Source organism: Geodermatophilus obscurus (assembly GCF_900143215.1).
GTDB lineage: Bacteria > Actinomycetota > Actinomycetes > Mycobacteriales > Geodermatophilaceae > Geodermatophilus > Geodermatophilus obscurus_A.
In genome coordinates this window covers 1-20,437 of record NZ_FRDM01000012.1, presented here as the reverse complement: position 1 = coordinate 20,437, position 20,437 = coordinate 1, and the positions used below count along the sequence as shown (strand labels likewise).

Genomic DNA, 20,437 nt, shown 5'->3' with positions numbered 1-20,437 from the left:
GGGCCACGGGGCGGCCACGAACTCGCGTCGTCCGGTGTGGCCGCCGCCGGGCCGCTCGACGCCATGACCAGGACCACTCCGAAGAGGCGACTGGGCCGTCGGGGAGAGCATGCTCGCCGTGCGGGGTCGGACGGTGGCCCAGCCGTGCGGGGCCGCCTCCGGCACTCGCTCGCAGGTCTCGCTGCTCGGGCCCGGAGCACCGCGGCGGATGAGGGACACCGACGCCGGAGACATCCTACGGTCGTTGACCGGGGTACGTGCGGACGACTCGACGCACCGCACATCGAGCGGCCCGGCTCGGCCGGTCCCTCACCCACCTAGGCACAGGAGAAGGCGATGTCCGAGCAGAGCGTCCTGAGCCCGCCCGCCGGCGAGTCGTCCCCGCCGACCCGGTTGATGCTCATCGGCGGGGACTGGGTCGAGGCCGCCGACGGCGAGTGGCGGGAGATCACCAGCCCGGGCCGCCGTGGCCAGGTCCTGGCCCGCGTCCCGCGCGGCAACGCTCCGGACGTCGACCGGGCCGTGAGCGCCGCCCGGAAGGCGTTCCCCGCCTGGCGCGACCAGCACTTCAAGGAACGCCAGCGAGTGCTGCTGCGGATCGCGGACGCGCTCGAGGGTCGCGCCGAGGAGCTCGCCCGGCTCACCGCCGCCGACACCGGGAACGCGCTGCGGACCCAGGCACGGCCCGAGGCGGCGTTGCTGGCCGATCTGTTCCGCTACTTCGGCGGCGTGGCGGGAGAGGTGAAGGGGACGACGCTGCCGGCCGGGGCCTCGCAGCTGCAGTACACCCGGCAGGAGCCGCTCGGGGTCGTCGGCGCGATCCTGCCCTGGAACTCCCCGCTGATGATCGCCGGCTTCAAGGTCCCGGCCGCGCTGGCCGCGGGGAACACCATCGTGCTCAAGGCCGCGGAGGACGCTCCGCTGACCATCCTGCTGCTGGCCGAGATCTGCGAGGAGTTCCTGCCGCCCGGCGTCCTCAACGTGGTCACCGGTACCGGCCGGGCAGCGGGCAACGCCCTGGTCGAGCACCCCGGAGTCGACAAGATCTCCTTCACCGGCTCCACCGAGGTCGGCCGGGGCATCGCCGGCAAGGCGGGGGAGCGGCTGGCCCACCTGTCCCTGGAGCTGGGCGGCAAGAACCCCTCCATCGTGTTCCCCGGTGCGGTGACCGACGAGCTCATCGAGGGGCTGGTGCTGTCCTCGCGGATCAGCCGGCAGGGCCAGAGCTGCACCGCCGGTTCGCGGCTGTACCTGCACCGCGACGTCCACGACGAAGTCCTCGCCCGGTTGGCGGAGCGTCTGGGCGCGATGAAGGTCGGTGATCCGCTGGACGAGAGCAGCGACATCGGTTCGGTCATCAACGAGACCCAGTTCGACTCCATCACCGAGTACCTGCAGGACGGGCTGGCCAACCCCGCGCTGCACGCGGAGGTGGGCGGGTTGCCACCGACCAGCGGGCCGCTCACCGAGGGGTACTTCCACGTGCCCACGCTGTTCTCCGGCGGAGACAACAGCTTCCGCCTCGCCCGCGAGGAGATCTTCGGGCCCGTGGTCGTCGCCATCGCCTGGACCGACGTCGACGACGTCGTCCGCATGGCCAACGACACCGCCTACGGACTGGCGGCGTACGTCTGGAGCCAGGACATCGACCAGGCGATCACCACCGCGCACCGGCTCGAAGCCGGCTGGGTGCAGGTCAACCAGGGCGGGGGACAGGTCGTCGGTCAGTCCTACGGCGGCTACAAGCAGAGCGGCATCGGCCGCGAGGTCTCCCTCGAGGGCATGATCGCCGGCTTCACCCAGACCAAGCAGATCAACGTGCGCCTCGGCTCCGGAGCCACCCCCGCGCCCCGCACGGGACCCTGACCGGGCGCGAGGACGGCGGCGTGCGGACGGTCACGCCGCGACGGGCGACCCGGACCCCCGGCACGGTCGTATGGTGGTGTCAGGTGTCGAGACGCTGGTTCGTCTCCGCCGCCCCGCCCCACCGAACAGGAACGCAGAAGAGCACCGATGTCCCGCGAACCCGACCACCTCGAGCCCGGCATCCGCAGCCTCGGCACGCAGCACGGCCGAGGTGGGCCGGCATCGGCGTGGACCTGGACCCGGCGCCTGGTGCGCAGCCTGGTGCTCCTGGACTCCTGGTCCCCGGACAGCTCCCACCTGGGCTCCCCGCAGGCCGCACGGAGGCACCTGCGCTCCGAGTGGACCCGCTCCGGCGACCTCACCGAGGCCCAGGCCGCTGCCCTCGTGGCGCTCGACGAGACGACGTCCTGGACGGCCTGAGGCCCGCCGACGGCTGATCGGGGCAGGGGCGCCGGCGGTCTCCGGCGGCCGCCCGCGCGCCGGGCGGTTCCCGCGCACGCGGCGTCACCGAGCGGAGTCGTTGTAGTGGCGCGGCCCCCAGGGGGCCCCCATGCTTCTTGCGCACTCACGCCTGATCCCCACCCACTCGTACTCCCACGAGGGAGCGGACATGGCCCACGGCCCCGCCGAGAGCGGCGACCTCCACAAGGGACTCAAGCAGCGCCACCTCACGATGATCGCGATCGGCGGGGTGATCGGCGCGGGCCTGTTCGTCGGCTCCGGCGCGATCATCGGTGAGGTCGGCCCCGCGGCGTTCCTGACCTACGCCATCACCGGCGTGCTGATCGTCATGGTCATGCGGATGCTCGGGGAGATGGCGGTCGCCAACCCCTCGACCGGGTCGTTCGCGGACTACGCGCGGCAGTCGCTCGGCGGCTGGGCCGGCTTCAGCGTGGGCTGGCTGTACTGGTACTTCTGGGTCATCGTGGTCGGCTTCGAGGCCGTGGCCGGGGCGGCGATCCTGCAGCGCTGGCTGCCCGACGTCCCGCTGTGGCTCATGGCGCTCGTCCTGATGGTGCTCATGACGGCGACCAACCTGTTCTCGGTGGCCTCCTACGGGGAGTTCGAGTACTGGTTCGCCGGCGTCAAGGTCCTCGCGATCATGGCGTTCATCGCCCTCGGCGCGCTGTTCGTCCTGGGCCTGTGGCCGGGCCGTGACCTCGACTTCTCGAACCTCACCGAGCACGGCGGCCTGTTCCCCAACGGCGTCGGCACGCTCTTCTCGGGCATCGTCATCGTGGTCTTCTCGATGGTCGGCGCGGAGATCGCCACGATCGCCGCCGCGGAGTCCGACGAGCCGGAGCGCGGCATCGCACGGGCGACCAACTCCGTCGTCTTCCGGATCCTGATCTTCTACGTCGGCTCCATCTTCCTGCTGGCCACCATCCTGCCGTGGAACTCCACGGAGCTCGGTGACTCGCCCTACGTGGCCGCGATGGAGGAGATGGGCATCCCGGCGGCGGCCGAGATCATGAACGCGGTCGTGCTCACCGCCGTCCTGTCCTGCCTGAACTCCGGCCTCTACACGGCCTCCCGCATGCTGTTCGTGCTCGCCGCCCGGCACGAGGCACCCGGCCGGATGCTGACGATCAGCAAGCGCGGCGTGCCCGCGTGGGCGATCCTGTCGTCCAGCGTGGTCGGGTTCCTCTGCGTGATCGCCGCCTACATCTCGCCGGAGACGGTGTTCCTGTTCCTGCTCAACTCCTCCGGCGCGATCATCCTGTTCGTCTACCTGCTGATCAGCCTCTCCCAGCTGCGGATGCGGCCGACCATCCCGCCCGAGCGGCTGCGGGTGAAGATGTGGTTCTACCCGGTCCTGACCCTGCTCACGGCGGCCGCGATCGTGGCGATCCTGGTGCTGATGTTCGTCCGGGACAGCACCCGATCGCAGCTGCTGCTCAGCCTGCTGGCCTGGGCACTGGTGCTCGTCGTCTACGCCGTCCGGCGCAAGGCCATCGGGGAGGCCCACCTGACCGAGCAGGGGGTCGCGGCGGAGAACCGCGCCGACCGGTGGATGCACGAGCACGGCGCCGTCGTCGACGTCGAGGTCGACGCCGCTGTGGGGGAGGGGCGGCTCGACCCCCGCGTCATCCGGCGGATGGACGAGGAGGGCTACCCCAACGAGGCGCCGTGACCGGAGCCGCCCCGGCCGCCGGTGGCGGCGTCCGGGGCGACCGCGCTCGCGGGCGGCTCACTCGGCGGTCATGGCGCGGCGGCGGACGCGCTCGTCGTAGCGGTCCCGCCGCGCAGCGACCGGTCGGCCGAGGTACTCGCCCAGCGTGACGCCGGCGGCGAGGCCGAGCCCGACCGCCGCGGCCCCGACGAGCGCGGCGAGCCCGCCCTGGATGTCGGCGTCCACGACGATCGCGAACAGGCCCTGGTAGATCGCCAGGCCGGGCAGCAGCGGGACGATGCCGCAGACGGCGACGAGCAGCGGGGGGATCCGGAGCCGGTCGGTCAGCACCTCCCCGCCGAACCCGAGGACGACGGCCGCGACCCCGCTGGCCACCGCGGGACCGGTCCCCAGGTCCCCGGCCGCCCAGGACGTCGTCCACGCCAGCCCCCCGGCCCCCGCGGCGAGGACGACGGCGCGCGGCCGGGCGTGGCAGGCCAGGGACCAGGACCCGGCGATCCCGGCCGACGAGACCAGCCCGACGGCGAACGGCACGGCGCTCGGTGAGGTGTCGACGACGTCCAGCGGGATCCCGGCCCGCTGCGCGACGTCCAGGACGGCGGCGATGCCCACGACGATGCCGGCGGTCAGCGTCACCACCTCGAAGGCCCGGGCCGCGGCGGTCACCGGGAAGCCGCTGATCGCGTCCTCGGCGGCGCCGACCAGGGACAGCCCGGCGAGGAGCACGACGATGCCGGCCGCGACGACCAGGGAGCTGCGGACGTCGACGTCCCAGGCGAGCAGCAGGACGGCGACCCCCGTGGCGAGCGCGGCCCCGGCGGCCTGCTGGAAGAACAGCGGCAGGCTGCGCCGGTTGAGCACGCGCATCACCTGCTCGATCAGGGCGGTGGTCAGCGCCGCGATGAGGGCCTCCAGCCACCCGCCGCCGAGGAGGAACCCGACGGAACCGGCCACGCCGGCCCAGCCCAGCGCCTGCACGGTCCGGCGGTAGGTGGGCGGTGCCGACACGATGCGGTCGAGTCGGTGGTGTGCCTCCTCGACGCCGAGGCTCCCGGTACCGACCGCGTGTGCCAGGTCGGTGATCCCCTGCAGACGGGTGTAGTCCAGCCTGCTCGTGCGCACGGTGCGCATGGCGGTGAGGGGCACCGCGTCCTCCCGGTCCCAGCTGACCGTGATCGACGTGAAGGTGACGTCGACCTGGCAGTTGGCCAGCCCGTAGCCGGCGGCCACCCGCAGCATCGTCGCGGTCACGTCGGCCGCGGAGGCGCCGACGGCCAGCATCGACGCCCCGATCCGCAGGGCCAGGCCCAGCGCGGCGTGCGCGGTGAGGTCGTCCATCCGGCTGGGCTGGGCGCGCAGGCCGATCGGCGCGGTCGGCGGGGCGTTCCCCGCGATGGCCCGCCAGGCCCGCTCCGGGAGGCGCGCGTACGTCGAGCGACGGGACCTGAGACGGGCGGACACGCCCTCAGGCTAGGTCGGCACCTGCTCGACCCGTCGGCCTCCTGCGCCCAGGGGCCTCGCACGCGAGCACCAGGAAGGAGTCCCGGCGCCGGGGCGACGACCGTCCGCCCGCCCGGGCTCCTCGCCGATCACCCGTCCGCCGCAGACTCCGATCGCGGTCACGAGGGAGCGGAACGGAGGCCAGGAGGCCAGAACGGAGGACGTCAGGCTGCCGCGCGGCGGTTCGTCGAGTCGGGCGCGACCGTGGTGGCCGTCTCCGCCGCCGCCGGTGCGTCCACGACCCCGGCGGCCCGGACGTCGCCCGGCTCTCCCGGCTGCGGACCGTGTCGGGAGCCGACGTCCCGGGCTGGGAGGACGTCCGCCCCTACTGCGAGGAGTCAGCGGGTCGCTTCGCTGGACGCGGTCCGCGACGCCGACGCGGACGTACCGGGATCGAGCGGACCGGAGCGCGACCGGGTGTCCCGCGGGTCCCAGCGGACGGATGGAGGGCGTCGTGGCGATGACAACCGGGATGCCTGGGTGACCGCCGCGGCGGCGTGTCCGCGCCGAGGTCTGGTCCGGCGGCTTCGGGCGGCGGCCGGCGACGGGCCGCCGCGGGTGAGGCGAGCGCTGCACGTGGCGGCGGCGCGGGTGACGGGGGCCGTCCGGCGGCTCCGTGGTCGGACGGCGGTCCGTCCGGAGGAGCCGCTGTCCGCCTCTGCGGCGGGACGGTCCGGAGAGATCCTGGGCGAAGCACCCCTGACCGGTGCACGGCGCGTCGCCTGGCGGCTGTCGACCGTCGTCGCAGGCCTGCTCGCAGGAGCCTCGGCGGTGGGCCTGGTGTGGCGTGGGCTGTACCAGGACGCGCCGGCCAACGCAGCCACGTTCCGTGCCTACGACCTGGGGACGCTGACGCTGGCCACCCCGGTGTTCGTCGGAGCCCTCGCCCGCGCGAGGCGCGGTTCGCCCCGTGCCGAGCTCGTCTGGGCCGGGATGCTGGCCTACGCCGTCTACACCTACGCCTACCACGTCTTCGGCGCGGCGATGGACGCACTGTTCCTCGCGCACGTGGCGGTGTTCGTCCTGGCGGCGGTGGCACTGGGCGTGTTGCTGACCGGCCTGGACGCCCGGTCGGTGGCCCAACGGTTCCGGGAGCGGACGCCGGTCCGCGCGGTCGCCGCGGTCCTGGCGCTCCTCGCCGGGTCGCTCGGGGCGATGTGGACGTACCAGTCCCTGCGGTACGCGGTCACCGGCGCTCCGCCCGAGGAGGGGCTCCTGCTGCAGCCGCCCCCCGTCGGCCATCTCGGTTACGCCATGGACCTGACGACGCTCGTACCCGCCTGGGCCACCGCGGCGGTGCTGCTGTGGCGCCGCCACCCGTGGGGACACGTGCTGGGCACCGTGCTGCTGACGTCGAGCGCGGTGATCCAGGCGAACTACCTGATCGCGTTGCGCTCCCAGGCGGCGGCCGGGATCCCGGGGGCCACCGCCTTCGACCCGCAGGAGCCGCCGATCGCCGCCGCGATCGTCGGGGCGGCGGCCGCGCTCCTGGCCGGGATGCGCCCTCAGGCGTTCCCGGCCCCGGCGGTCTGACGACGGGCCGGTCCAGGACGGCAGCGCGGCCGGCCCTGCAGCATGCAGGTCGACCAAGCGACACGGGCGTGGGCCGGGGCAGGTGCCGGCGGACCTCCTCGAGGACCTCGTGAGGGCGCGGCGTGCTCGAGAGCAGCGCGGTCGGCTCGCGCCCGCGTCGACCGGGAGTGCGGCGGTCGTCAGCTCGAACTCCAGGCACCCGCTCGCTGTCCTCGCGGATCCGCACCGACGTCCAGCCGGGAGGCCGACGGCGACCGGGTCGGACGCGGCCGAGGACAGCACCCCGACAGTGGAGAGCACCGCCGGCTCCCCGGGGTAGGCGTGCCACCTCGCGGAGCATGAACGGCAGGTCGGGTGTCACGGAGCCCCCCTGCACCTGTCGGTCAGCCGTCACTCGAGTCGGAACCCGGCCGACGCATGCCGGTCCGAGGGTCGCAGCTCCGCAGGACCTCCGGCCCTTCGTGTCCGCTGTCGCCGGCAGGTGCCTGCATGACGATCCGGAGGACCGGGTACCGGTCGGCAACCGCCAGCAGCTCCTCGTCGCTCGGCTCGGCGCCGACCCCGAAGTAGTGACGCGCCACCTGGACGCGCCGGGCGTGCGCGTGCAGCAGTTATGCGCGCAGGACGGGCGGGCGCAAGGCGGTGGGAGCTCGACGAGCGTGGCGGCGCGCCGGTCGCGGCGGCCGAGGACGACGTGCCCGCCCGCGGCCCGGGCGTTGCGCACCCACTCCGACTCCCCGGCCAGGGCGACCAGGTAGCGCTCACCGTCGTGGTGGGTGGTCAGCAGGCTCGTCCGGCGGATGAAGCCGGCTCGGCGGCCGGGTACCTCCAGGACGACGACGTCACGGGGACTCCAGCCCAGCCGAGCGAGCGCGTGGGCGAGCCACTGCATGTGCAGGTAGACCGCCGGAGGGCGCCGGTAGCTCCTGGGAGCGCTGTAGCGCACCTCAGGGAAGAACCCCTCCGTGGGTGGGACGCCGAGGACGTAGGTCGCCGTTGGTGAGGACCTCTGGTCGATGTGCCGTGGCAGACCGATGGCCGAGCATAGGTCGCGCCGGGACTCCGGGAACGGCCCGGAGCGCGGGTGACCGAGGAGTGGGTCCGCATGATGGGCTGGTACGACTGGGACCACATGGGCGGTTGGGGCTGGGCAGCCACCACGCTGACCTCCCTGCTCTTCCTCGCGCTCATCGCGCTCATCGCCTGGTCAGTGGTCCGCGCCGTCCGGCGGCCCGGGGGTGGCCCTCCGCGGCCCGCGCGCTCAGCCGGGCAGGACTCGGCCGAGCAACTGCTCGCCGACCGGTTCGCACGTGGCGAGATCGACGAGGACGAGTACCGCAGGCGGCTGGGCACGCTGAGGAGTGCCGGCACGGGTCCCGGCGGCTGGTGACCGCGGGGCTGGGTGCTCACGCCTGACCCGCACGACCGGCGCACCGGACACCGAGGGCGGTCCGCGGGACCGGGGCGCGGGCCCGGGCCGTGCAGAGGTCGAGCCCAGAATGTCGGACCCGCGTCGTCCGGTTGCCCGCCGCGCTGCGGCGAGGCGCGGCCGGCAGACCCGCCCCGCCGCAGCGTCCGGTCAGCCGCCGAGCTCGGTCAGCAGTTGCTGCATCTCCGCGATCTCGGCGGTCTGGCTGTCGCGGATCGACTCGGCCAACGCGATGGCATCGGCGTTCTGCCCGTCGGCGATCTCGGTCTCGGCCATCGTCACCGCCCCCTGGTGGTGGACGGTCATCTGCTGCAGGAACAGCCGGTCGAACGCGACACCGGAGGCGGCCATGAGGTCGTGCATGTCCTGCTCGGACATCATCCCGCCCATGCCGGCGGAGGCGCCCATGCCGCCGTGGTCCATGCCGCCCATGTCGGGCTCGGCGCCCCACTGCTCCAGCCAGCTGGACAGTGTCTCGATCTCCGGCGTCTGCGCGGCCTCGATGCGGGCGGCCAGGTCCTCCACCCGCAGGTCGACGGCCCGGTCGGTGGCCAGCCGGGACATGGCGATGGCCTGCATGTGGTGGGGGATCACGCCGCTGGCGAACTCGACGTCGGCAGCGTTGTGGTCGGCTTCGAGGCCGACGGAGGGGCTGGCCGACGTGCTGCCGCTCATCATCGAGCCGTGGCCGACGGCGTCGGAGCTGTCGTCGGCGCAGCCGGCGAGCACCAGGCTGCTGACGACGAGGGCGCCGGCGAGGCGTGCGGTGGTGCACTTCATGGTGGGTCTCTCCTGATCGAAGGTCGTTACGAGGGCGTGCGGGCGACCGCCGGCCGAAGTCGGGGCGGTCGGGCGGCTCGGCCTACGTCCGCAGGAGACAGAGCGCGTGCAGGTCTGGTGGTCGTGGCATCGGCAGCGACCCGGCGGCGTGGGTGAGAGCGCGGTTCAGCGCGGCCGACGCCCTCGGCACCAGCCGGGAACCGAGGAGCCCGAGCAGGAGGGCGAGGCCGGCGGCGAGCACCGCCAGGCAGACCGCCCACAGATGGCCGGCCCCATGGCGCGGCGCGTCGCCGTGGTCACCGCCCAGCACGGCACCGGCCGTGGCGTGGTCGGCGGCATGCGGAACGGCGGCCTCGGGACCGGCGTGGTCGGCCGCGGCGTCCGCGCGGTGAGCGTCGCCGACGACCGGAGCGGCTACCGCGACCGACACCACGGGAGCGGCCCCCGAGTGGGCGGCGCCATCGGCGGCCGAGCCGCACTGCAGCCCGTGCATGAAGAGGACCGCGAACAGGAGCAGCCCCGCCGTCCAGCCTCGCCCTGCCATGCCACACCCCTTTCTGCGAGGCTACGAGCCCTTTCCGGCGGGCTGCCGAGGAGGCTCGGTGCCGGGTTCAGCGGGTCACCGGCTCCGGCGCGGTCGTCGGGGCGGTGGTCGCCGCGGGCGCCTCCGGGGCGGGCAGCCGCAGCCGCTTGAGCAGCAGCGCGTTGACCGCGACCAGGAAGCTCGAACCCGACATCGACAGGGCGGCGATCTCCGGCCGCAGCACCAGGCCGAACGCCGGCTCGAACACGCCGGCCGCGATCGGCAGCGCGATGGCGTTGTACCCGATCGCCCAGCCCAGGTTCTGCCGCATCTTGCGCAGCGTGCCGCGGCCGATGGCCAACGCGGTCGGCACGTCCAACGGGTCCGAGCGCATCAGGACGACGTCGGCGGTCTCGATCGCGACGTCGGTGCCGGCGCCGATCGCGATGCCCAGGTCGGCTCGGGCCAGCGCGGGGGCGTCGTTGACCCCGTCGCCGACCATCGCCACCCGCTTGCCCGCCCGCTGCAGTTCGGTGATCTTCGCGGCCTTGTCGCCGGGCGGGACCTCGGCGATCACGGTGTCGATACCGAGCTGACCGGCGATCCGGCGGGCGGTGGCCTCGTTGTCGCCGCTGAGCATGACCACCTCCACACCGGCCTCGTGCAGCGCCCGCACGGCGGCGGCCGAGGTCTCCCGCGGGGCGTCGGCCAGCGCGATCACCCCGGCGGCGCGGCCGTCGACGGCGACCAGGACGGCGGTGCGACCGCTGCCGGCCAGCTCGTCCCGGCGGGCGCCGAGCGTGTCGAGGTCGACTTTCTCGTCGGCCATCAGCGTGGCGTTGCCGACGAGCACCCGGCGCCCGGCGACCTGGGCGGCCGCCCCGTGGCCGGGGACGTTGCGGAAACCGGTGGCGGTCAGCGCCGGCACACCGAGGTCGTCGGCGTGCCGGGTGACGGCGGCGGCCAGCGGGTGCTCGGACTCCCGCTCCACGGCCGCGGCCAGCGCCAGGACGTCGTCGGCGGCCATCCCGTCGACGACGACGTCGGTGACCTCCGGCTCGCCCTTGGTCAGGGTTCCGGTCTTGTCCATCACCACGGTGTCGATCCGCGCGGCGGTCTCCAGCGCGGTGGCGTTCTTGAACAACACGCCGCGCCGCGCGCCCAGCCCGGTGCCGACCATGATCGCCGTCGGGGTGGCCAGGCCCAGCGCGTCCGGGCAGGTGATGACCACGACGGTGATCGCGAACAGCATGGCCATCGCGAACGTCGCCCCGGCCAGCAACCACACCGCCAGGGTCAGACCGCCGCCGATCAGCGCGACGAGGACGAGCCAGAACGCGGCCCGGTCGGCCAGCCGCTGGCCGGGCGCCTTCGAGTTCTGCGCCTGCTGCACCATCTGCACGATCTGCGCCAGAGCGGTGTCGGAGCCGACCTTCGTCGCTCGCACCCGCAGCGCGCCGGTGGTGTTCACCGAGGCGCCGATGACCTCGTCGCCGGGCGCCTTGTGCACCGGCAGGCTCTCCCCGGTCACCATCGACTCGTCGACCTCGGAGTCGCCGTCCCCGACGACACCGTCGACGGGGACCTTCGCGCCCGGCCGGACCAGCAGCAGGTCCCCGACGACCACCTCGGCGGTGGGCACCTCGACCGGCCGGCCGTCGCGCAGCACCACCGCGCGCGGCGGCGCCAGCTCCAGCAGCGTGCGGATGGCGTCGTTGGCACCACCGCGGGCACGCATCTCGAACCAGTGCCCGAGCAGCACGAACGCGGTCAGCACCGTGGCGGCCTCGTAGAACACCTCGCCACCGCCGCTCAGCGTGATCACCAGGCTGTAGCTCCAGCCCGCGCCGACCGCGACGGCGACCAGCACCATCATGTCCAGCGTCCTCGCGCGCAGCGCCCGCCAGGCGCCGTCGAAGAAGATCCAGGCCGACCAGAAGATCACCGGCAGCGACAGCACCAGCGAGAAGACGTCGTCCCGCAGGCCGAACGGCGCCTGAGTGGTGAAGCCGAGCACCTCCCGGCCGATCGGCGACCACAGCAGGATCGGCACCGACAGGACCGCGGCGACCAGGAACCGGTTGCGCATGTCCCTGGCCATGTCGTCCATCGACATGCCGGCGTGGTGACCGCCGTGGCCCATCGCGTCCTGGGGGGTCATCCCGGTGTGACTGCCGTGTCCCGCCTCGTGGCCGCCATGTCCGGCTCGCCCGTGGCGAGCCTCCCCCGCGTCCATGGCCGGCCGGTGGCCGCCGTGGCCGTGCGGCTCCGTGGCGGGGTCGCACACGTGCTGGGGCACCGACTGCCCGGCGCAGTGGTAGCCGCACTCGCGGACCCACGTGGACAGGTCGGACACCGAGGTCCGTGTCGGGTCGTAGATGACCGTGGCGGTCTGGCTCACGGGGTTGGCCTCGACGTCCAGTACGCCCGGGAGCCGCCCCAGCACCTTCTCGGCGACCGCCTTCTCCGTGGCCCAGTGCACGCCGGCGACCTCGAGCACGACCGTTCTCTGCTGCATCGGCATGACCTGCTCCTCACGGGTGTCCGGTCATCACGGTCGACCTGGAGCATATACCCCCTGGGGGTATCTTCACCAGCTGCGGTCGGAGGCTCGTCCTGGACGAGCGCCGAGCCGACCCACGGTCCACCGCTGCCCGCGCTGCGCGTCGAGGGCCGCACCGACGACGTCCTGACGCTGACCCCGGGGGGCGCGACGGTGCGGGTGCCGCCCTGGCGCTGGTCACGGTCGTCGAGGAGGTCCCCGGGGTCCGGCGCTGCCAGCTGGTGCAGACCGACGCGGCCACGCTGCGCGTCCGCCTCGACGTCGCGCCGGCGGCGGACCCCGACGCGGTGCGGGCGCAGGTGCTGCGCGACCTGCACGAGCACCTCGCCCTGCACGGCGCACGGGACGTCATGGTCGAACGGACCCCCGACGAACCGGCCGTCGAGGCGCGCAGCGGCAAGCTGCGCCAGGTCGTCGTGCTGCCCCGACCCGGCGTTCCGGTGCTGCCCCGCTGAGCGAGCCGGCGGGGTCCTTCGTCCCGACAGTCCTGGTCCTCCGGCGGTCCCCGCGGTCGTCCAGACGACCTAGCGTCGGCCTGCCGCTGCGCGCCGACGGGTTGCCGGTGGCCTGCACCGATCCGGTGCCGCCCACCGCGGGCGCGACAGCGAGGAGGACGACGTGGGGAGAGCACTGCGCCGCCTGCCCGGCCTGGTGGCCGCGGTCGGGGCGGGCGTCGCGGCGGTCGGCCTGCTGTGGCGGGCGTCGGGTGACCCGGTTCCGGTGCTCACCCCTCGCGGACAGGTGGCGCAGCTCGCCGGGGACGGGCTGTACCGCTTCGACACGGTGTTCACCGCCGCCAACAACACCGCCGTCGACGCGGTCGTGCTCGCTTTCGGCATCCCGCTGGTGGTGCGGGCCTGGCTGCAGCACCGCCAGGGTTCGCCGCGCGGGGCGCTGCTGCTGACCGGCTCGCTGGGCTACCTGCTGTACGTCTACGCCGACTACGCCCTGGGCGTCGCGTACAACCCGCTCTACCTGGCCTACGTCACCCTGCTGTCGGCCTGCCTGTTCGGGTTCGTCGCCGCGTTCACCGCCACCGACCGGGCGGCGCTGGCCGCGGCTGCCGCCGACGCCCGGCTGCCCCATTCTGCCCTGTCGCGGTTCCTGCTCGCCTCGGCCGCCGGAACCGCGGTCGTGTGGCTGCAGCCCCTGGTCACCGCCCTGCTGCAGGGCCGGGCCCCGGAGCTGCTCGACGTCTACACGACGACGGTCACCTACTCCCTGGACCTCGGGGTCATCACCCCGGCCGCGGCGCTGGCCGGCCTGCTGGTCCGCCGTCGGGAGCCGCTCGGCTACCTGCTGGCCGCCCCGCTGCTGGTCACCGTCGTGCTGATGCTGCCGACGATCTGCCTGGGTACCGCGCTGCAGGTGGCCGCCGGCATCACCTTCACGCCCGCCCAGGTGATCGGTCCGATCGCGGGCTTCGGCGTCCTGGGAGCCATCGGCACCCGGCTGCTCGTCCGCCTGCTGCGCGCCGTCCCCACGACCGCCCCGGAGGTCCCCGATGCGCACGTCCACGCCTGAACAGACCGCCGCCGGTGGTGCCCGACCGCCCCGAGCGTTCCTGCGGGGCGTGTCCGCGGCGGGGCTGCCCACCCGGCCGGTGTCCACGGCACCGGTGACCGAGGCCGACCTCGCCGGTCTGCCGCCCGTGGTCGCGCGCTATCTGCGGGCGATGGGGGTCCTCGGCCGGCCGCGGACGTGGTCGCTGCGGGCGCACGTCACCGGCCGCTTCCGCCGCCGCCCCGACCAGCCGTGGATGCCCTGCGACGCCTGGCAGTACAACTCCGCCGTCGAGGTCGCCCGCCTGTTCCGGATGCGGCTGCTGGTCGCCCGGGTCGTGCCGATGTGGGGCTGGGACACCTACCGCGCCGGCTCCGGACGCATGCTCGGCAAGGTCGTGGGTCTGGTCACCGTCGCCGACGGCTCCGGCCCGGAGTTCGACGCCGGCGAGCTGGTGACCTGGCTCAACGACGCGGTGCTGCTGGCCCCGGCCATGCTGCTCGACGCCCGGACCCGGTGGGAGCCGGCCGGCGGCGACGGCTTCCGGGTGTCGGTCACCGACGCCGGGCGCACCGTGAGCGCGGAGGTCCTGCTCGACGGCGAGGGCCGGCCCCGGGACTTCCGCACCGACGACCGCTGGGCCGATCTCCCGGGTGGGCCGGTGCGGGCACCCTGGAGCACCCCGGTGCGGGGCTGGACGGTCGTCGACGGACGCCCCCGGATGACCGGTGGGGCGGCTGTCTGGCACCTGCCCGACGGCGAGTACACCTACGCGGAGATGGACCTGGTCGACCTCGTCCTCGACGTCCCTCCGGGCCGGTGAGCCCGGTGCTGCGCGCGCTGCTGGCTGCGGGTGCCGGGGCGGTGGGCCTGCGGGCGATCCACCAGGTTGGGCGGAACTGGGGCCACTGCCGACGAGGTGGCGGCCACCCTGCCGGGTGACGAGCTGGTGCCCGGACCCGCGGAGGACACCACCCCGGGCGTGACCGTGCACGCACCGGCCGAGGGGTTCCGTCGGCGGGGGAGGTGTGGCGTCATCACGTCGTCCCCTCCGTCGGGAGGACCGCACTGGTCAGCGCCGTCGCGATCTCCGCCGCCCAGCTCCGGACGGCGTCCCAGTCGCGGAAGTCCCCCACCGGTGCGCGCATCGCGGTCACCACGGCCCGTTCGGGGGCGGTCAGCAGCGTCGGCTCGAGCCGCCCCGGGAACACCTGGTGCCCACGCGGGACGAGCAGCCTGGTCAGGGTGGCGGCGTCGTACGGCTCGTCCGGAGGATAGGGCGGCTCGCCGATGGGACCGCTGGAGAACAGCCACAGCGGCCGGGCCCTCAGCACGGCGGCGTGCCGGTGGGCGAGGTCCCGGGCCGGCTCCAGCCAGCTGCCGTGGTAGACGGCACTGCCGAGGACGACGGCGTCGAACGCGGCCGGGTCCGGACGGTTCTCCGCGTGCAGGGCCGCCGCGGTGAGCCCCCGGTCCCCGGCGGTCTCCCGCAGCCGGCGGGCCAGCGCCTCGGCGATCCCGTGGGTGGACCCGTGCCTGCTCGCCGCCGTCACGAGCACCCGCGGCCGCGCCCGGGTCATCGCCCGCGCCCCTGACGGCGCGGGGCGGCGCGGTGTCCCGGGGCGTCGTGGTCGGTGGACCAGCTCAGCGCCACGGCGGAGCGGCGCGCGGCGCTCGGGTCGGCGGCACGGCTCCCGGCGTTCGGGACGACGAGGACCGGACGGTCCAGGACGGCCGTCGACGCCGGGCACCCGTCGACGCCCGCCACCACGGGCCGGGAGCGGGACGTCACACCCACGTCGTCCCTCCGCGGCCGTCGGACACCGGGCGCTGCGCGGGCCGGGGTTCCCGCCGTCCCGGCGGCCAGCCCCCCGGGGTCGGGACCGCCCGGGTGCGCCGGAGCTCGGGCGGTCGGCTGCTGTTGCGGACGACGTCGCCGCGGGGCCGGCGCGGAGCCGCCACGAGGTCGTCGGCGTGCCCGATCCTCAGCAGCACCTGGGGGTGCGCGTCCCAGGTCAGGGCGGCTCGCAGCTGGGTGCGGGTGAGCGGGACCTCGATGGCCTGCGTGACGGGGCTCGCCACCCACCCGCGCCGGGTCAGCTCGAGCAGCACCCGCTGCAGCGCCTCGCCGCAGCGCAGCCACGCGAGCGGGTGGTCGGCCCGGGTGGCCAGCAGCACCAGCGTGCGCTCGGCGCTGTCGCCGGGATCCGCGGGCAGCCTCCCCTCGCCCCTCGTGTCGAAGTCCCGCTGAGGCACCCCGACAGGGGACAGGCCGTCCATGCGTGGGACCGCGGACACCGGCACGCCGTCGCCCTCCTCCGCCGGCCGGGTGGTCCAGTGGCGGATCTCGGCCCGGTAGGCGCGGTCGGCGTTCTGCAGCTCGTCGGCCTGCCGGGTCACCCGGGCGACCAGGTGGCGGTGGTCCTCGCGCAGCACGGGGACCAGCACGGTGTCCTCGGCGGCGGCGAGGGCCACCAGTTCGCCGAGCAGGTCGTCGGGGACGGGTTCGCCGGTCAGCGGGCGCCGGTTGGTCCGCCGGAGGGGGATGACCGCGTCGTACTCGGCGAGGGAGACGTCGGGTCCGGTCCCGCCGGCGTGCACCACCGCCAGCAGGTCCGGGTCGTCGGGCCGCGGGCAGCGCTCCACCGCCGCGGCCGACCCGCGTGCCGACAGGGCGACGCGCAGGTTGAACAGCGCCGCCCCCACGCTCAGCGTCAGCTCGCGGCCGAGCGGGTCGAGGGCGGTGAGCTGCCGACGGCGGTCGGCACGCACCTCCACGCGTTCCGGGCCCAGGACGAAGGTCCACGGCTGGGTGTTGTGCACCGAGGGGGCGAGCACCGCCTGGTCGACGGCTGCTTCGAGGGCGACGGCCCGGGCGTCCGCACGGCGAGCATGCGGACGCGGGGCGTCGGCGGGGTGGTCCATGGGAGCTCCTGGGAGTGGGTACGCGAGGAGCCTCGGCCTGCGGTGCGGCCCGGCACAGAGGCAGTGGGTCCCGATCGGGAGGGACGGAGGTCCGTCGATCGCTCCGGGCGGCGGGTCAGCCCGCGGTCGTCGCCAGGAGCTCGAGGGTGACGTGCGGGTCGCGCCGCAGAGCCCGGTCGAGGACGGCCCGCAGGACCCAGCGCACCGCGAAGTCCGGGGTCCGGGAGGTCGGCGCCGGGAGGCGGTCGGGCACGTGCAGGGACCTCGGCGGGCGACTCGCCGAGCGAGGACGGCTCGGGTGCCAGGGGCACGTGGACCTGCCTCGTCGCCTCGGCGACGTGTCCCTCGGTCCGGCACCGCAGTCGCACGGCGTAGTCCTGCTGGACCAACCGGCCGGCGATCGAGGCCTCGCCGCTCCCCGGCGCGGGCACGACGGCGTGCAGGTGCAGGGTCTGCCCGGCTGCCATGGCGCCCGCCGCGTCGAGGTCGACCCGGCCGAGCACGGATTCCGTCGGCCGGCTGACGGCGGAGCCGGCACCGTTCCAGTTCCGTTCCCGGCGGGTGAGGGCGAGCGTGCGGACCAGCTCGGCCTCGCCGCCGTCGACGAGGAGGTCCCGCCGGGCCGTCAGTGACCCGACGACCTCCATCCGGCCGGCATCCACGACGTCTGCTCTCACCACGTCCACCGTCAGCGCGGCCGTGCGGGTCCGCATACCGAGCGTCCCCCCTCCGACGGCCGGCCGGTTCCGGCCCGCGGCCGATCGTGGGCTCCGGCGCGGACCGCCGCGCCGGTCGAAGGACGTCCGCAGCCGGGACCTCCGGCCCATACCGGACCTGCCGCTCCCGTGCCAGCGTGGCCCCGACCGCCTGACACCTGGAGATCCGATGGCCGTGCCCCGACCCACCCCCGACCGCCACGAGCGGCAGGTCCTCGCCTTCGCCCCGCCGTACGAGCGGGACGGGACGAGTGTGATCACCGCGACGGCGGCCAGGAGCCACACCGCGACCCGCGGCGCCGGGGCCGGCAGGGAGGAGAGCGGCTTCGACGCGGAGATGTCCGGCAGCCGTCCGATGGGCGCCTTCGTGCTCCGGAACGGCCGGGTGCGGTGGCACCCCGTCGTCGACGTCACCAAGGTCATCACCACGGCGGAACTCGTGGTGGGCGGCGTGATGATCGCCCGCCGGCTGGCCGCCCGCCCCAGCGCGGCCAAGGCTGCCGTGACCATGGGTCCCGGTGGCTGGGTCAGCATGAAGGGCGGTGCCATGGCGGTCCGCCCCGCCCGGCGTGCCTGGCGTCGCACCCGGCCGGCCGCCACGGGATCCCTCCCGCGCCGGCCCTGGTGGGCTCGGCTGCTCGCGGCCACCACGCTGGAGTCGGTGCTCGGCTGATCCAGCCGGTCGGCACCACCTCACCGCGGACCGCTCCGTGCGGCTGCGCACCCATCTGGCCACCCCGGTCGTCCGCGCCCAGCCGCTGATCCCGCTGCAGCGGCCCGCCGCCGGACCTGACCGCTCATCCCCGGCGAGGTCACCGGTGTCGCACGGATCTCCGTCGCGGGGGTGCGGGACCGCCGATCTCGCCGGAGGAGGGACCGGCACGCCGGCGGAACGCCGGGACGCCGACCAGCAGGTTCAGCGCGGCGCCGATGGCCACGCCGAGCGCCGCGCCGCCGACCACGTCCAGCGGCGCGTGTGCCCCCAGGTAGACCCGGGCCACCGCGTTCAGCAGCGCCAGGACCACCAGGACGGCCAGCCAGCGCCGCCGCACGTAGGGGGCGAGCAGGACGACGATGCCCGCGGTGATGACCGCGTGCCCCGAGGGGTAGGCCACGCCGGCCGACGGCACGTCCCGCAGCACCACCTCGGACAGGGTGCTCCCGGGCCGCTGACGCTGGACCAGGCCCTTGACCACCTCGCCGTGCACCAGCAGCTTGAGCGGCACCAGCAGGACCAGCGCGAGGACCAGCCGCCAGCGGCGCAGCGCCAGCGCCGGGATCGCGACCAGCAGCGGCACCCCCAGGACCCCGAGCAGCTGGAGCAGCCACAGCGGCTCCTCCAGCCGGTCCGGCCACCGGTTCACCCAGTCGAACACCGCCTCCTCGACCGGCCCGACGTCCCCGGAGGACACCGCCCGGGAGCACAGCGCCGTCACGGCCGTGGCGGCCAGCAGGGTCCAGACGTCTGCCCGGCGCCGCCGGTACCGGGCGATGGGTCGGCGTGCGCGGGTCACGACCGCACCGCGGCAGGGTCGGCGCTGCGGACCTGCCCGACGCCGGACCGCCAGAGCAGCCACGTGACGACGCCGGTCGGGATGGGGAGGAACCAGGTGAGGAAGCGGAACAGCAGCACCGTCCCGGCGGCCGCGGACGGGTCCACGCCGACGGCGGTCAGCCCGGCCACGTAGCTGAGCTCGGCGACCCCCAGGGCGCCCGGGGTGATCGGTACGAGGATCACCAGGCGGGTGAGGGGGAAGACGGCCAGGACCACGACCCACGGGACGTCCGCGCCCTGCCCGCCGACGGCGCGCAGGCAGGTCAGCAGCACGAGGAACAGCGCCGCGTGGCTGCCGACCACCGCGGCGGTGAGGTGCCCCCACCGGTGCCGCAGGAGGTCCAGGGAGTCGGTGCGGAACCGGTCGGTGCGCGCTCCCCAGCCGGACGGCGGACGCCGGCGCGCCACCCGGGCGACCCGGTCCGCCGCCTGCTCCGCGGCCGCGGCCAGCACCGCGGCCGCCCGGCCGTGGGTGACGACGGTCAGCAGCGTGCCGACGCCGAGCAGGAGGACGCCGCTGCCGACGAGGGCGGCGGTGCCCAGCCAGGGGTCGACGTCCCCGACCAGCGCCACCCCGGCCAGCGCGACGGCGGGGGTGGCGAGCTTGACCAGCGTGTTCCAGACGCCGGTGAGCGCCACGGCACGGGTGATCTCGGCCGCGGAGAAACCGAAGGAGTGGTACATCGCCACGTTGGTGCCGACGCCGAACGCGAATCCGGCCGGGACGGTGTTGGACACTGCCGTCGACGCCTGGTCGGACAGCACCGCGCGGCCGAGGGTCAGCCCCGGCATCGCCGCCATCCACAGCGGGGCGTAGGAGAACAGGTTGACCAGCGCGATCGCGGCGACACCGGTGACCTCCAACGCGGTGAGGCCGCGCACCAGGTCCCAGGCCGCGGAGTAGTCGGCGATCCGCGGCAACACCCCGGCGAAGACCGCGGCCACCACAGCGACCGTCACGGTGGTACGCGCGGCGGGCCCGGTGAGGGCCCGGCGGCAGGAGCGCCACCGGTCGTCCGGGGGCGCGGCGGCGTTCATGCGCCGAAGCGGTGCTCGAACCGGGCGGACAGCAGCGTGCCGACCAGCGCCGGCACCCAGAACACCAGCGACCGGAACACGAGCGCGGCGGCGCAGGCGCCGGCCAGCGGCGCCCCCAGCGTGGTCAGTGCCAGGACGAGGGCGACCTCAGCGGCGCCGGGTGCGCCGGTCGCCGGGAGCACCGACCACAGCAGGTGCAACCCGCCGTACACGGCCGCGGTCGCCAGCAGCGGCACCGAGCCGCCCACGGCGTGCACCGCGGCGGCGAGGGCCGCCCCCTCCAGCGCCACCCCCATCGCCGTCCAGCCCAGCTGCGCGCCCGGCAGCCACCGGGCCCGGCGCGGGGCGGTGAGCCCGCTGCGCAGCACCCGG

General features: G+C 74.9%; 20 protein-coding genes and 1 pseudogene. 10 read left to right on the top strand and 11 right to left on the bottom strand.

What is annotated here, in order from left to right:
* Positions 1-336 precede the first annotated feature (336 nt).
* The 3 genes from BUB17_RS13000 (at position 337) to BUB17_RS12990 (ending at position 4,000) form a co-directional block, all read left to right on the top strand.
* Positions 337-1,866 (top strand): aldehyde dehydrogenase family protein, encoded by a 1,530-nt coding sequence (locus BUB17_RS13000; protein ID WP_072918576.1) that lies wholly within the window; start codon positions 337-339, stop codon positions 1,864-1,866.
* A 147-nt stretch (positions 1,867-2,013) separates the two neighbouring features.
* Positions 2,014-2,286, top strand: coding sequence for a hypothetical protein (locus BUB17_RS12995; protein WP_072918574.1), 273 nt, complete (start codon positions 2,014-2,016; stop codon positions 2,284-2,286).
* Positions 2,287-2,476: 190 nt separating this feature from the next.
* Positions 2,477-4,000 carry an amino acid permease gene (locus tag BUB17_RS12990; protein ID WP_083606314.1) on the top strand — a complete coding sequence of 508 codons (1,524 nt, stop codon included), beginning with the start codon at positions 2,477-2,479 and terminating at the stop codon, positions 3,998-4,000.
* Positions 4,001-4,057: 57 nt separating this feature from the next.
* Here the strand turns inward: BUB17_RS12990 and BUB17_RS12985 are convergent, their stop codons facing one another.
* The gene (locus tag BUB17_RS12985; protein WP_072918572.1) at positions 4,058-5,461 is read right to left on the bottom strand and encodes a threonine/serine exporter family protein; all 1,404 of its coding nucleotides are present in this window, start codon (positions 5,459-5,461) and stop codon (positions 4,058-4,060) included.
* Between the two features lie 810 nt (positions 5,462-6,271).
* On the opposite strand from BUB17_RS12985, the gene BUB17_RS12980 reads away from it, so the two are divergent.
* Entirely contained in the window at positions 6,272-7,033 is a 762-nt protein-coding gene (locus BUB17_RS12980) for a hypothetical protein (RefSeq protein WP_141243014.1), read from the top strand.
* A 715-nt stretch (positions 7,034-7,748) separates the two neighbouring features.
* On the opposite strand, the pseudogene BUB17_RS28560 reads toward BUB17_RS12980, so the two are convergent.
* A pseudogene (locus BUB17_RS28560) lies at positions 7,749-7,925 on the bottom strand (nitroreductase/quinone reductase family protein); the annotation flags it as partial.
* Positions 7,926-8,117: 192 nt separating this feature from the next.
* Between BUB17_RS28560 and BUB17_RS12970 the strand changes: the two are divergent.
* On the top strand, positions 8,118-8,423 hold the full coding sequence (locus BUB17_RS12970; protein WP_208983393.1) for an SHOCT domain-containing protein: 306 nt from the start codon (positions 8,118-8,120) through the stop codon (positions 8,421-8,423).
* A gap of 189 nt (positions 8,424-8,612) precedes the next feature.
* Here BUB17_RS12970 and BUB17_RS12965 read toward each other — a convergent pair whose 3' ends face one another.
* The 3 genes from BUB17_RS12965 to BUB17_RS12955 all read right to left on the bottom strand — a co-directional run bounded on the left by BUB17_RS12965 (position 8,613) and on the right by BUB17_RS12955 (position 12,289).
* Positions 8,613-9,242, bottom strand: a complete 630-nt coding sequence (locus BUB17_RS12965) for a DUF305 domain-containing protein (RefSeq protein ID WP_072918567.1) — start codon at positions 9,240-9,242, stop codon at positions 8,613-8,615.
* A gap of 82 nt (positions 9,243-9,324) precedes the next feature.
* The gene (locus BUB17_RS12960) at positions 9,325-9,786 is read right to left on the bottom strand and encodes a hypothetical protein (RefSeq protein ID WP_072918565.1); all 462 of its coding nucleotides are present in this window, start codon (positions 9,784-9,786) and stop codon (positions 9,325-9,327) included.
* A 67-nt stretch (positions 9,787-9,853) separates the two neighbouring features.
* Positions 9,854-12,289, bottom strand: coding sequence for a heavy metal translocating P-type ATPase (locus BUB17_RS12955; RefSeq protein ID WP_072918563.1), 2,436 nt, complete (start codon positions 12,287-12,289; stop codon positions 9,854-9,856).
* 260 nt (positions 12,290-12,549) lie between these two features.
* Here BUB17_RS12955 and BUB17_RS12950 point away from each other — a divergent pair, with 260 nt between their 5' ends.
* The 3 genes from BUB17_RS12950 (at position 12,550) to BUB17_RS12940 (ending at position 14,654) form a co-directional block, all read left to right on the top strand.
* Positions 12,550-12,783 (top strand): hypothetical protein, encoded by a 234-nt coding sequence (locus BUB17_RS12950; RefSeq protein ID WP_072918562.1) that lies wholly within the window; start codon positions 12,550-12,552, stop codon positions 12,781-12,783.
* 163 nt (positions 12,784-12,946) lie between these two features.
* Positions 12,947-13,852, top strand: a complete 906-nt coding sequence (locus tag BUB17_RS12945) for a hypothetical protein (RefSeq protein WP_072918560.1) — start codon at positions 12,947-12,949, stop codon at positions 13,850-13,852.
* 49 nt (positions 13,853-13,901) lie between these two features.
* Positions 13,902-14,654 (top strand): DUF6544 family protein, encoded by a 753-nt coding sequence (locus BUB17_RS12940; protein WP_141243013.1) that lies wholly within the window; start codon positions 13,902-13,904, stop codon positions 14,652-14,654.
* A 214-nt stretch (positions 14,655-14,868) separates the two neighbouring features.
* Here BUB17_RS12940 and BUB17_RS12935 read toward each other — a convergent pair whose 3' ends face one another.
* The 3 genes from BUB17_RS12935 to BUB17_RS26865 form a co-directional block, all read right to left on the bottom strand.
* A complete protein-coding gene (locus tag BUB17_RS12935; protein WP_072918557.1) occupies positions 14,869-15,411 on the bottom strand; it encodes a flavodoxin domain-containing protein in 543 nt (180 codons plus the stop codon).
* A gap of 208 nt (positions 15,412-15,619) precedes the next feature.
* Positions 15,620-16,756: an Acg family FMN-binding oxidoreductase gene (locus tag BUB17_RS12925; protein WP_072918554.1), complete on the bottom strand. Its 1,137-nt coding sequence runs from the start codon at positions 16,754-16,756 to the stop codon at positions 15,620-15,622.
* A 115-nt stretch (positions 16,757-16,871) separates the two neighbouring features.
* Positions 16,872-17,009 carry a hypothetical protein gene (locus BUB17_RS26865; RefSeq protein ID WP_175561359.1) on the bottom strand — a complete coding sequence of 46 codons (138 nt, stop codon included), beginning with the start codon at positions 17,007-17,009 and terminating at the stop codon, positions 16,872-16,874.
* An 85-nt stretch (positions 17,010-17,094) separates the two neighbouring features.
* Between BUB17_RS26865 and BUB17_RS12920 the strand changes: the two genes are divergently transcribed.
* Positions 17,095-17,388, top strand: a complete 294-nt coding sequence (locus BUB17_RS12920; RefSeq protein ID WP_141243012.1) for a hypothetical protein — start codon at positions 17,095-17,097, stop codon at positions 17,386-17,388.
* Between the two features lie 253 nt (positions 17,389-17,641).
* Complete coding sequence (locus BUB17_RS12915; protein WP_072918551.1) at positions 17,642-18,145, top strand: hypothetical protein; 504 nt, start codon at positions 17,642-17,644, stop codon at positions 18,143-18,145.
* A 139-nt stretch (positions 18,146-18,284) separates the two neighbouring features.
* On the opposite strand, the gene BUB17_RS12910 is transcribed toward BUB17_RS12915, so the two are convergent.
* From BUB17_RS12910 to BUB17_RS26120, 3 genes are all read right to left on the bottom strand, one after another.
* On the bottom strand, positions 18,285-18,986 hold the full coding sequence (locus tag BUB17_RS12910) for a phosphatase PAP2 family protein (RefSeq protein ID WP_072918549.1): 702 nt from the start codon (positions 18,984-18,986) through the stop codon (positions 18,285-18,287).
* The gene (locus BUB17_RS12905; protein WP_175561358.1) at positions 18,983-19,987 is read right to left on the bottom strand and encodes a lysylphosphatidylglycerol synthase transmembrane domain-containing protein; all 1,005 of its coding nucleotides are present in this window, start codon (positions 19,985-19,987) and stop codon (positions 18,983-18,985) included. Before BUB17_RS12905 ends, BUB17_RS12910 begins: the two co-directional genes overlap by 4 nt.
* Positions 19,988-20,061: 74 nt before the next feature.
* Positions 20,062-20,437 (bottom strand): lysylphosphatidylglycerol synthase domain-containing protein (locus tag BUB17_RS26120; RefSeq protein WP_175561357.1); only part of this gene is annotated, 376 nt, incomplete at its 5' end.